The 12,008-nt window shown below is 54.6% G+C and carries 10 protein-coding genes; 2 read left to right on the forward strand and 8 right to left on the reverse strand.

The window, feature by feature from the left end; translation table 11 throughout:
* The 4 genes from PIN31009_RS27090 to PIN31009_RS27105 form a co-directional block, all read right to left on the reverse strand.
* Positions 1–1,160 (reverse strand): ESPR-type extended signal peptide-containing protein (locus PIN31009_RS27090; RefSeq protein ID WP_281349261.1); only part of this gene is annotated, 1,160 nt, incomplete at its 3' end.
* Between the two features lie 712 nt (positions 1,161–1,872).
* Positions 1,873–2,106 (reverse strand): Imm32 family immunity protein, encoded by a 234-nt coding sequence (locus PIN31009_RS27095; protein ID WP_150740771.1) that lies wholly within the window; start codon positions 2,104–2,106, stop codon positions 1,873–1,875.
* A gap of 254 nt (positions 2,107–2,360) precedes the next feature.
* Positions 2,361–2,678: a hypothetical protein gene (locus tag PIN31009_RS27100; RefSeq protein ID WP_150740770.1), complete on the reverse strand. Its 318-nt coding sequence runs from the start codon at positions 2,676–2,678 to the stop codon at positions 2,361–2,363.
* Positions 2,675–3,880 (reverse strand): sterol desaturase family protein, encoded by a 1,206-nt coding sequence (locus PIN31009_RS27105; protein WP_150740769.1) that lies wholly within the window; start codon positions 3,878–3,880, stop codon positions 2,675–2,677. The genes PIN31009_RS27100 and PIN31009_RS27105 overlap by 4 nt, the downstream gene beginning before the upstream one ends.
* A 1,037-nt stretch (positions 3,881–4,917) precedes the next feature.
* On the opposite strand from PIN31009_RS27105, the gene PIN31009_RS27110 reads away from it, so the two are divergent.
* Both PIN31009_RS27110 and PIN31009_RS27115 read left to right on the forward strand, forming a co-directional pair.
* Positions 4,918–5,373 (forward strand): Dabb family protein, encoded by a 456-nt coding sequence (locus tag PIN31009_RS27110; protein WP_150740768.1) that lies wholly within the window; start codon positions 4,918–4,920, stop codon positions 5,371–5,373.
* 81 nt (positions 5,374–5,454) lie between these two features.
* Entirely contained in the window at positions 5,455–6,261 is an 807-nt protein-coding gene (locus PIN31009_RS27115) for a hypothetical protein (RefSeq protein WP_150740767.1), read from the forward strand.
* A gap of 1,267 nt (positions 6,262–7,528) precedes the next feature.
* Here PIN31009_RS27115 and PIN31009_RS27120 read toward each other — a convergent pair.
* The 4 genes from PIN31009_RS27120 to PIN31009_RS27130 form a co-directional block, all read right to left on the reverse strand.
* Positions 7,529–7,960, reverse strand: a complete 432-nt coding sequence (locus PIN31009_RS27120; RefSeq protein ID WP_150740773.1) for a lipocalin-like domain-containing protein — start codon at positions 7,958–7,960, stop codon at positions 7,529–7,531.
* 107 nt (positions 7,961–8,067) lie between these two features.
* Entirely contained in the window at positions 8,068–8,490 is a 423-nt protein-coding gene (locus tag PIN31009_RS27125; protein WP_150740766.1) for a DUF4240 domain-containing protein, read from the reverse strand.
* A gap of 6 nt (positions 8,491–8,496) precedes the next feature.
* Positions 8,497–8,622: a DUF4240 domain-containing protein gene (locus PIN31009_RS28110; protein WP_217426854.1), complete on the reverse strand. Its 126-nt coding sequence runs from the start codon at positions 8,620–8,622 to the stop codon at positions 8,497–8,499.
* A gap of 250 nt (positions 8,623–8,872) precedes the next feature.
* The gene (locus tag PIN31009_RS27130; protein ID WP_174991149.1) at positions 8,873–10,411 is read right to left on the reverse strand and encodes a PDZ domain-containing protein; all 1,539 of its coding nucleotides are present in this window, start codon (positions 10,409–10,411) and stop codon (positions 8,873–8,875) included.
* Between the last annotated feature and the right edge of the window lie 1,597 nt (positions 10,412–12,008).

Here is a 12,008-nt window from a genome sequence, read left to right on the forward strand (position 1 = left end):
CCCAGTTTCGAACCATTCCCAAGTAGCAACGTGCCGCCTTTGACATTCGTAATGCCGGAGAAGCCGGAATCATCACCAGTGAAGACCGTCGTGCCAGCAACCTGATTGATCGTACCAGCACCCGCTGTACCGCTGCTGATATTCGCGCGAACCGTCAGCCCGTCAGTGGTGTTGAAGTTCAAAGTACCGCCACTGGAAGCGCCATGACGACCGAACTTGATCCAGTCCACATTCAGATTGCCTGCCGCTTTTGCCGGCTGGCCGTCCCCACCACCAACATTAACAACGCCGGTTGCCCCCGGATAGGAAGCAATATCCAGTGACTCGTCGTTAATGCTGCCACCGTCATAAAGGTCCAGCCTACCGCTACCTTGCAGACCGATGAAAACTCCATTCTGACCATTCCATGCCGAGCCTTTGCCAGAAATAGAAATTACGCTACTTCCCTGCCAGTCTCCTGCTATGAGCTGATATCCGGCCACCTTTCCGCCATCGGAGATCGTTAGATCCCCATCCCCCCCAAAGCCAAGCAGAATTGTTCCATCGTGAGCATTGAGTGTCGAGCCTTGCCCTGTAACGGTAATATGGCCCGAGCTGCCAGGAGAATCGCCCACCACGGGGTAAAAATGCGCGTCTCCATGAACGTCCACGTAGCCACCATTGCTTACAGTAAGCGCGGAGCTATCACCTGAACTATTTCCCATCGTCAGAGTGCCATTGCTTAGCACAAGAGTCGAACCTGTGCCATCCACAGTGACCGACGCTGGGTTGTAACCATTACCCCGGCCTATATACAAGGCATCGGTGGTTACTTTACCCCCATCGCGAATTTCCAGTGTTCCACCACCATTATTCCCCACCGTCACGTCACTACCTGAATTATCCCAGTCTGCAACGCCACTTGGCGGCGGCGGAGTTACGCTTCCCGTATAGGAAATCGAAGGCTGGGCGAATGCCGGAGCGGCATACTGAGCCAGCGCACACAACACCGCCAGCACCACCACCTTGATGTTGATGCCCGAAACTGCGCGCACGCTTGCACCACAGCCCACCCTCTTCGCCTGACCATTCCCCCGACCAACGCTCTTTGCATGCTCCCCCACAGCTACGAGCATTCCAAGTCGCTTGCTGAATACAGTTCGATGTCGATTCTTGTTCACGTGCTAACTCCTTAGACCGGTCTCTTCATTTGGTCGTGGTGCCTGAAAGCTGCGCACCCACTCGTTCAATGGAAGCCCCCCCCAGCAAGCCGTCTTCTCAAACGCCCGGACATTCCGAAGTCGACAGGCAGCAAAAAGTAACGCGAAGGGCGAATGCCTTATACCCGTCGAGCGTAGAGGATGTCTTACGAGACCGCGGTTTGGATAAGTGGACTACTCGTTTGAATTGCCGCACGAGTTGCACTTTCAAAAGCGCAATCTCAATTAGGCGAAGGGCAGGAGTTTGCGATGCACGTCATCGCGGGATACCGCGAAATGAGGAAAAATGCGAATAGCCTCGCAAAATTCTTCGAAACGCTCGACTTGGTGCCACAGTTTGGCATTCCAAATATGCCAACCAGCCCTCAAGCAATTCGATCCAACAGGAAGAGATCGGTCTGTGCCGTAAATACGGCAGTTAAAGTGGCGTCGTCCGCGAGTTTTTGAATGCGTTCAATCGTGGCGGATTCCGGCACGTGCTTTGCCCCGTTGCAGGCCAGCAACTCGTCAATATAATTGGCCGGTGCATCGGCATTGTGTTCGTGTACACACGCGAGGCGCGCCTCAGGAGGCGATCCCGCCGCGCCCCTTTAGGGAACGTAGCGGCTCCACCAGGAGGCACTTGAGGGCAATACTCCGAACAGTTTGATGCGGCAGTCGCGAGCACGATTGTTCACGGATGATGTACCGGATTAACGACAACCACATCGGGCGTCCCCTTGAAGCCCTGGACATTGTCAGACAAATGTTCGTGCATCCAGTCCCCGCCGCATGCAGCCATTCCTGCAGCGCAATCCTCAAGAAACCGAGCGATCCTTCGCAACTCCTCCGGAGAGGCAACAAAGGAGACTTCGTGCAACTCGGAAAGCTCAGCATCGCCGCCAAAGGAATAACCGTAGATCTTCACTTGTCCTCCTATCGCTTCGAACCGCGCTCTGCAAATCGGCGAGGACGTTCTCGAATGGCTTGCGCAATCCGGAACCGACTGGGACGATCCCTGCGCGTCGAGCGTTACCGATGCAGACGCAGCACTCGCCTTGGCCCGTAGAGCAGGGATATGCATAGATATGGCTAAGACCGGCTCTGAGTAAGCTAACGCGTCCTTTCCTACTCTTGACGATGGTCGCAGCCTCATCATCGGCCTCTGCGTCAAGCTAACACTTACTCGTCGATGCGCAGGTCCTCGAGAATGGCGTGTCCGGCGCGATTCGATTCCCCACCTACCGGACAAACCATGCCGTTCGTTCCGTATCGGTGAGGGCGTTGCTTGTTGCTGCCACATGCGAGAAAGACACGAATATCAGGATGTGAATCGCTTACACCGGCTTTGGTTTGCCCATGCACAGCCAGCCACGCAGTGCGCTGCATAGGTAGCTGGGAGCATTTCGTAGCGGCGGGGGAGCGAGTGTCAAATGCATCAACAACTTTCTCGAATGCCCTGAAAACCTTCAGCAACCCGTCGGAAACGACCTCGATCATTGCGACCGTTTGCTACCGAAAAATGGAAACGCTTGCTGCGCGAGGAAGCCATCCGGCACATAATCCCCGACAACGCCGTACTTCCTTGGGAACGCGGCTTTCGATTTCACCGCGGTTCCGAAAATGCGATCGATAAAGGCAAAGTGTGCTGCGTAGTTTTTGTCAATAGCCTCGTCCTCCGACGAATGATGCCAATGATGAAAATCCGGGGTAACGAAGACGTATTTGAGTGGCCCCCACGGGAGGCGCACGTTAGTGTGGTTGAACACCGCCTGAAATCCCACGATGATAATGTAGACGTCAACCACAGACTTGCTGAAGCCAATGACGAAAAGCGGACCGAGCACAGCCACACGCGTCGCAACTACCTCAAGAATATGCTGTCGCGAGCCGGCGAGCCAATCCATTGATCTGACGCTGTGATGTACAGCATGGAATCTCCATAGAATCGGTACCTCGTGATAGGCCCGGTGCACAAGGTACTCCATCATGTCCGCCACTAGCATGCAAAGGAGCAACTGCGGAATGAACCACAGGTGCCGTACGAGCAACTGAAGCTTGGCACTGGCCAGCCAGCCAAACACACCGTGAACCAGGAGATTGACAACCAGAAGCACCAATCCGACTACTAGATGATTAACGGAAAAATGCACCATATCGGTTTGCCATTCAAAGCGAAAAACAGCTTGACTACGGTTGAGTGGAAACGCCTTTTCAATCATGACGAAGATGGTCGTTGACCCAAGCAGGTCGAGAATGAACCAATCAAGCCCGACGTAAGGCGTATGGTCTGGGAAGTCACCGACTGGAACATTTGCCCCACCCAACGCAATGGACGCGAGAACAATCACGAATGCCAATCCGTTGAGGCGACGGCGGTTTCCGAGCACGCAACTGGTCAGAGCCAAACCACCGGCCGCAAGGAGCGCACCAAATAGCATGTGCCGAAGCGTGCCAACGGAGTACACATGACGCAACTCCGGCGTGGTTAGATATTGCGGGTAATGGAAGGCGATCACGCCGAGTAGACTCAGCGAAGCGAGAACCAATGCAAAAATGGTGGCGATCAGTCCTTGCCCTACCTTCAGCGGACCGTTGGCCTTCGTCAGCTTCGATGCACTACTGAAGACGCGGTACGCAAAATACCGAAGCGTCACCTTGCCACAGTTGGCCTTGTCCGACGATGAGTTTTTGGCATTCATTTCGTTGTCTACTACGTTGAACTGACACTGCCTCTATGAACCGATGATCGAGTTCGAAAGTTGCGCTCCCACACCTCTTGGCAACGTCCGGCGAAATACTTCTATTACGTCGGAAGCGGCGAGCACCAACAGTATGGCCGCGCCCTACGCCCCAGTTCCCTAGAACGAATTTCGTCTCCTCGTGCAGCTTGGGTTCTTGACCAAAGACTGGCGATCGGAATATGACGATCTCAAGATGAGAGAATTTCGCCACGAGCAAACGATCAACGGCATGCATGCCCCGGAAGCCCGCGCGGCGCTGGACCGGAGCAGGACGAAAAGGCACCGCGGTCAATTCCCGTTGGAGCTTGAACATGGGCCAAAAGTGGCGTAGTAAATCATGAGTGCCCGACGAGCACCATAAGCAAAATCTAATTTCTCGCTATACCCCTTGAAGCTTGTCCGTGGCTGTCGATCGAAGTATCGAGTCAGACGGGAAGCTCACCGGCCGTGGAGTTACGTTAAGTATTGGTGCCTCCCCGGGGATCTAGACAGTGCTTCTTAAGCCCGATCTTTGCCGCGCGACCTTGCTTCAACAAGGTCATGGCGATGTGCCGCAAATGACGACGCTCAGCGCGACGCTCTTAGCTCCTACACGTCACTTCCTCCATGTCGGAAACTCGTCCGCCGCTCCAGCGTATAACGCCCTTTGGCCAAGACCGTCGATTACTCTCTGCGTCAGTTCGTTGGCCACCACGGCGACTCAATGATCTGCTTACCGAGCTTGGGTTGACAGACCATTGAGAGTCGAAGTTAAGACATCGACCAAATCTCAAACGCTGTTGCGCCCCATTTGTACGCACGGTTATTGAAAGCTGGCGCTTTCTCGGTGCTTCCAGCCGTACGGAATGTGAGGTCCGCAGCGTGTGGCTAAAATTCCGTGAATAGTGCTTCGATAGCGAACGATGCTCGGGCTCAAATTCATTGAACACGGGACGTCGTTTTGATCATTAATTGACGCCGCGGCACAGATAGCGGCACCACTCAAAGGACGTCAAATGGCCCACACTGCGGCGAATGCAGGCAACCGCTCTCCGTCGGCAACGGAACGCCTGAACGCGGAAATCAGAGACGTTGGAACGGAACAGTTCGTCTCATCGGGATATAAACCAGGCATCATTCGTCATATCGTCCTTTTTCGCTATAAGGACGAGGTCCGAGACTCTCAGAGGAACGAGGTCACCCAGCGCTTCGTAGCCTTGCAGCGATCATTGAGGAATGGCCGCGAATATATTGTGTCTATAGAAACTGGCACACAAACGAGTGGTGAGCAGGCGGATCATGGTCTTCAGCAAGCTTTCGTTGTCACCTTCCGCTCAGAAGGTGACCGCAACTTTTACGTCGGCCGACCGTTTGTGCAAGATGCCCAGTTCATTGATCTGCAACACGATCAGTTCAAGGACTACGTGACCCCGTTCCTCGATGGGGTCGTTGTTTTCGACTATTCGGTTTAGCTTTCCTAACTGACAACCTGCCTCATAATGAGCGTGGTGGAAGTGCCATACATGACTTTTCACCGGATTAGCTTGCTACCCATGGCAAAGAATATTGACGGTGCCACGAGAACCTCAATGATGCCCCCCTTACCAGACTGGAAGCGCGATTTTCATCAAGCGAGCGATGCGAAAGCCCATCTCCTCTACGTGGTGTTTGGGACCAACGTCGAGAATCTTGCTCTATCACGCTCAAAGTATCGATGCCAAGGCATCCCGGACGGCGTCGAACTTTTTTCATATGGTCGTGATCAGCACCCAGAAGTACTGGACTCGTTCTGCGACGGGACCGCCTGGGACAAGTTGACAGCCGAAGATCCAGTATTAGCAGGCCAAATCGCCGCCCAGATGGAATGCGTTGTTTTGCGAGGCATATTTGCGGACGAAACTACGCTCAATTATTTCCGCGATGTCGTAGGGTTGCTGACGTGTCTAATAGATAACGGTGGTACTGCGATTTATGACCCACTAAGCGTTACCTGGTGGTCACCTTCTGAGTGGAAGGCCAAAATTTTCGAGCCTGCTCTACCATCACCACACGAGCACGTGGTCATCTTGGTATCCGAAGAACGGGATGGGTTTCAGTGGTTCCACACCCGAGGCTTACTCAAATACGGCAGACCAGACCTAAGTCTGCACAGTGTGCCCGCTCGATACCGAGCAGCAGCAGTGGAATTGTTCAATCGCCTTATCACGTTCCAAGCGCACGGCGGTCTCATACCAGAGAAGCAGGAGATCGACATGCAGACGCTACCTGAAGGCATGGTCTGCGTGCATCAAGGCGACGAAAACGATCCGAATTTCAACAACGTCCACGTAGAGATCACTTGGCCGAACCACTCGATTTAGGCAAGTGCCCGCACCCATTTCATGGGGATGAACTCGCGTCTAGCATCTCAATGCCGGCGACCGACAGCACACCGACTCACAATCGAGCTAGTCGCCAGACCACGCCGCATGCCCCAGAACACCCAATTTGACATTTTCACCTCCAGCCGCCCCCTCCCTCCGAAATCACCCCAAATACGGGGAATTGCCGCATTTACGACCTGCTGACGGTGGACTTTGTCTGCGTTGCAGAGAAACTACCAGCTCGCTCGTTGGGTCCCGTGCCCACGAAGAGGAGAAGATGGACAATTTTGACGAGTCAATCCCGCCGTCGCGGCGCATCTTCCGCAGTCGCTGCCTTGCGACAAGATTCGCAGAAGTCGGTTTTCGATGGTTAGCCAAAGGCACGATGGTAGTTGCGGAAATCGTCGTCATCATCCTATCTGGCGGACTTGTGGACCTGCCCTCGACGCGCCGGCAATGGTCTGCGTTCTTGGCCATCATTTTGGTGATGGCCGCTGGCGTCATTGCATACTGCTACCTATTCCCAGCGCCACCACCAAGACCGCAGGAGAACGCCACGCCGCATTCACTGCCCCCCCTCCGCGAATATTGCGGTGGAAGGTATCCAACTGGCTGCGACGGATAATGAAGAATGGCATGCGCAGTTGGCCGAGGTGGAGCGAGAAATTGAAGGTAAAGACTGATGCGTAAATTGTTGATGCTACCGGCCGCAATGGCCGTGACTGTTGCGCTGACCGCATGCGCGGTAGGTGCTAACCGAGAGGCGCCCGCTCTGGATAGGGGAATAAACGCCGGCTGTGCTTCATCGCTGTATCCGAAGGGCGAACCGCCAAATACCCCGGAGGTGGGAAAGCGGGTCCAGGAGTGCCTCCAGACCGCCCACGTCCAGCGCGAAGCGTTCCAAAAACATGGGCAGAAGATTTTTCCGACTAACCCGGACCCGTCCGATGTCGCTATAACGAGGGAAGGCGTCCTGTACGGATGCGAGGCAGGCGAAGGAATTATGATTATGCGCGGCGACCGAGATACGGAGGCAACCTACAATTGCTTTATGGACACGGCACGCGCGCTCGGCGTGCCCGTTCACGCGCCCCAGTTTTAGCGCAACGCGTTCGATTACAACTGACGCCAGAACCAAATCACAGGACCATGATGGAGAACCCGGCTCGCCGGTCTTCACCTGTGAATTACACACATAACGCGCTCATCCGGCCAAGACGTCCAGCAAGAACGCCGCCGTGCAGCCGCGCAATGAACGATGGGGTCAGCTTCGCCTCCAGGTCAGTCGCGCAGTTCTCGCCTCCGTCGTCCCCTCTTCCATCCGTGCGACTAGCACCAAATTTTGCCCGCCGGAAACCTCTATGCGCCGCTTGAGCGTGCTTTCTTTCCAATTGGGAAATGCGCTTAGTTCGACGTGATGGCTGACTACGTCGCCATTGACAGAAAATGATCCCGCGTACGCGATCATCGAACCAAACGCAGCAGCCCGCTCCTCGGCGGAGGCATCCCACGGCCCGATCGAACTGAATTTCTGCCGACTCGCACTAAACAGCATGCACGCCATGCGATTGTCCGGATCATATTGGATGTACCCTTCGACATCCTTGCCCAGAGGGAAGATGTGCCGACCATCATCATAAAACTGCTCCCAAGCCACGATTTTCCAGCGACCAACGATATTTTCACGTGCGCACATAGCTAAAATCAAAAGATCTCGCGCTCGCCGGTAGCGTACCAGTGGAGCTTTCACGTAAGGTGGTCAACGCGATCAACGTACATCCTCGATCGCAGACCATCCCCGAATCAACTGAATTTTGAAAAAAGCTTAGGTACCATCGCACCTACACTGACTTCGTCCCAAGTGCGATTGATATCAGACGCGTAGTGGATCTCCTCCCTCAGCGCCCGTCGCTCGTCCTCGCTCAACTCATACTCCGAGCCTGCATTCCGTGCCGTCGCATAGTTGCGCTGAGCCATACCCATCTTTTTGAAATAAGCGTCGTAGCCCACAGCAAGCATCTCTTGGTTGTAAGCATCATCCATCTCGACATCGACCTCCGCCAGACTGTCTGGTTCGGCGAGGGCCAGCATGAACACTCTTTTCCCCTGGGCGATGAGCCAGCCACGGAAGTAATCAAAGCCGTCGTCGCTACAGCCGCCATTGATCACGTAGGCGGCAGCCCAAAGCTTGCTCTTGCACGATAGTTTTTGATACTCGGTGAAGATGTGCTTTCAGCGCATGATCTCGCCAACGCTCATACCGGCAAGCTTGTCCACCAATAGCGCGGCAACCGCAGCGGATGGGCTAGCCTCTCGACGAGCGTCATCGATCAGTTTCCAGAAAACGACTTTGTTCATCTATTGTTCCAATACCAGGAAATTGGCAAATAGAGTTGAAGTTTGCGACCGTCAGCCACGCCGCGAAGTAGAGGTCATTCGATGCGCATTCCGGCAAACCATCGCCTCTTTCTATGTTGACCCAGTCCTCTCAGTTACCCACATGCCCATCACTCAACTCCGATGAGTGCGCGCCTTCGGTTCAACGTGAATGGCGCTAGGAGTAAGCATCTGGAAAAGCCGCAGGTCCAGATAGAGTCTCCGACAGGATTTACGGCGCCCCTTCCAACGGAACTCGTTCCACATTGACTGTTATGTGGCGCGCCGCGCGCTTGACAGCCAACGTAACCCACGAATTGGGACGTCCTCGTACGAGGAAGACAACTTCTGGCAGCGAGAGCAACATGACTGGCGTGCCGTCCACTTCAGTGATTCGATCGCCGGCCATCAGTGATGCCTTATCTGCAGGCGATCCAGGAATAACGCCACTTACTTCAGCCCCATGATGGTCTTGAGACTCTTTGAGCAATACGCCAATGCCTACGACCGAGTCATCAGAACTTTGCAGTTGTAAATTCGATTTGATAGTCCAAACTTCACACGGGCCGTTGCACTGCTTCGTCGCAGCGACCTTCATTGGAATCTCGACTGACATGCCGTCCGGCCCATCGCCAACGCTCTCCGCGGCCAGGATACCGACGACCGTCACCTTCGTGCCAAACGCTGGCGTACCACACCGCCGCTTGTCAGGTTTTCCGTCTAGGTCCTCGCAGACTGCATAGCGTCCTGAGATAATCGCGGACTCCCCGATGCTCGAGGGCGATCGCAGTTTTGGTGCGATGTACGTGCCCGAGGTTCGGTTACCGTGAGCAATAGCAATGAGGTCCCCCAGAGGAGCCGCGACAGTGTCCGGTGCGAAAGGCAGCAAACCATCATGCTCCAACACTGCCAAGATGTGGGAATCCGACGGGCGTACGATAACTCGGCTTTCCCGACGTCCAGTACGATTTCCAAACATGACAGGCTGTTGGTCTCGAATCGACAACATGCGAGCACTGCCTTGGCATCCGCGATATGCCTCCTGACATGTTCGTGAAAATAGGTAGTGATTCCCCCCAAAACTGCCGATGAGCTCCGAACCGTTTTTCAGAAACAGAAACGGCTCGTCGTTGAATTCAAACGGACCGCCGGCCAGTGATGCAGCTTTAGGATAAAGCGCACTCGTCACGATGTTGAGAAAACGCCCCGTTTTTGCATCGAGTCGTACCAAGGCGACCAGCTCTTCGTCTTCGCTATTAGTTAGGTATGCATTCGCGTACACATATGCGCCGTCCTCCGTCAATTGCGCATAATGTCCAAACGATCGGAGCGTCAATCCCGAGACCATATCTTTCGATATACGAATCGACCTACCCCCGGCAGATCCATTCCCGCTAACGATGGCAAATGATGCCGAATATAGAACGAGGGTTTCGTCTCTGCTATCGCTAAAGAACAAACCACGAACCTCGTCAGGCACTTGCGCGTCGTCTCGCCCAATGCGGATGACAACAGGCTCGTTCTCGGTTGAGAAGCTGTATACGCTATGCGCTCGATAAGCAAGGCAATGCCCCCCGTTCGTCGCGACGATAGACGCAGCGGCGGGTGCATCGGCAGCAGGACGGACACCAAACATTAGTCGAGTTCGGCCCGTGATAAGGTCCTCAACCCAGAAGTGCTCGCCCCCCAGCTGCCCCTGTTCCCAGCCACAAGCGACGCCAGAATGTGAATTAAGATCAACTCCCCCCGTCATCGACTCGCCGATGAGCATCGGTTTCCTAGCCTCGCCGTCATTGACGACGTATAGCGCACCTCCGGAGTGGCCACGAATCAGAAACGTTGGCGATGCGCTCGACACGTGAGGCAGAAGCGAGAGACCAAAGACTACCGTGAACGCGCATGTTTTGAATAATCTGAGATACATCTCACGTCCTGATGAGTTGACCTTGCCATTCGGGCAAATATGCACTCCATTTGCCGGGAATGGTTCAGACTGTCTCCCCTGCATTGGAAGTTGGGAGATAGGTACGCTCGCACACTAATCTCTGCGACATAGGGCAAACAAGTGGCTCGCCGAAGCGCTCACCCCAAACCTCGGGATATCAAATACAGAACGCCATAATTCACAAGTCGCGCGGGAATGACTCCGGAACCCTATCCGATGCATCCATTGGGGTCCACCATCCATTGGGGGTCATCAACCACCGCACATCGGGTCGCGCGGTTTCCCGGAGTCGCGTGCAGTAAGTAGCGGCACACCGATGGATGAAACCTGTGGGATCGTTCAAAGCGGACGAGTTGATGTCCACACATGAAAGGGGCCCCGCACCGACGTTCAAACATCGTGCGGGTGAACTTGCGCTGAATCGCATTTCGGCGCATTGTGCCGATACTAGATGTGCTGAAGGGGCGACAAGCTCGGAAAACTCACAAATCTTGCACGCCTGGCTGACTGCCTCTTACTAATACATCGCAAGACTTTTCGTTCGCACAATAGGCGTCGGGCGGTTGACGACTTTTGCGAATGCGCCGTAGACGTGCCCACATGAGTTGCAGTGCGCCACCTCGAACCACGTGTCACCCGCCGAGCTCTGTTGCTCGCTCGGCGTACTCACAATGTGTTGAATGCCAAGCACCCCGCAATCAGGACACTTAGGAGCGCTATGCGATTTTTCCATTAAACAATCCTTTCCGTGTAGTTTATGAACACCGGCCCGAACATCAACCGGCCGCGCATTATCGTGCGGAAACTCGCTCCCGCCTTATGAGACAATATGATCTGCGGTTTATCTTGAATTCGCTCATCATCTCCTTCAAGCGAGCGGCTCGACACGTCGGCTAGGCGACGCAAAACTCCTGCATTCCCTCTATCAGATGGATCGCTTCGTCGAGCTTCTCCCTTGAGGGTAAGGGCCACCAATTCGAAAAAATGAGGGGTACGCACTCCTCGCTCGGACATCGATATTTGTCGCCGTTTGGTCAAAGCAGTTCGGGGGCAGTATCGTCAGAAGCATCAACCTTGCGTGGCGGGCTCAAAGCAATACATGCCGACAGGCTGACGTGCATACACGGACGAGCTTGGGAGCTTGGCCGAATTTAGGTGCCAGTTGCATTTCCGTCGATCCATTCATCGACAAATTCCTCTCCGAGCGTCGAGCCCGCAAGATGGGCCAGTGCCATTGACGCAAAATCATTACCATGTCGATTGCTCTCATATAGCGTAGCGCCGCAGGCCTCGCCCACAGCAACGAATACCGCCCACTTCCCGCGGGGTTCCTCTTGCCGAGCCTGAATCGATATTTGCAGCCCTCTATACGTGTACGAACGCGTGAGCCCGGTGCCCATCCTGTTATTTCTCCCGTGTTCCC

This window comes from Pandoraea iniqua, assembly GCF_902459685.1.
GTDB classification, from domain to species: domain Bacteria; phylum Pseudomonadota; class Gammaproteobacteria; order Burkholderiales; family Burkholderiaceae; genus Pandoraea; species Pandoraea iniqua.

Coding starts and splice junctions, on each gene's coding strand:
- PIN31009_RS27100 (WP_150740770.1), bottom strand. CDS start 2,678: ATGATCGAGGTCGTTTCCGACGGGTTGCTGAAGGTTTTCAGGGCATTC.
- PIN31009_RS27120 (WP_150740773.1), bottom strand. CDS start 7,960: ATGTGCGCACGTGAAAATATCGTTGGTCGCTGGAAAATCGTGGCTTGG.
- PIN31009_RS27115 (WP_150740767.1), top strand. CDS start 5,455: ATGGCAAAGAATATTGACGGTGCCACGAGAACCTCAATGATGCCCCCC.
- PIN31009_RS28110 (WP_217426854.1), bottom strand. CDS start 8,622: ATGAACAAAGTCGTTTTCTGGAAACTGATCGATGACGCTCGTCGAGAG.
- PIN31009_RS27130 (WP_174991149.1), bottom strand. CDS start 10,411: ATGCTCATCGGCGAGTCGATGACGGGGGGAGTTGATCTTAATTCACAT.
- PIN31009_RS27105 (WP_150740769.1), bottom strand. CDS start 3,880: ATGAATGCCAAAAACTCATCGTCGGACAAGGCCAACTGTGGCAAGGTG.
- PIN31009_RS27110 (WP_150740768.1), top strand. CDS start 4,918: ATGGCCCACACTGCGGCGAATGCAGGCAACCGCTCTCCGTCGGCAACG.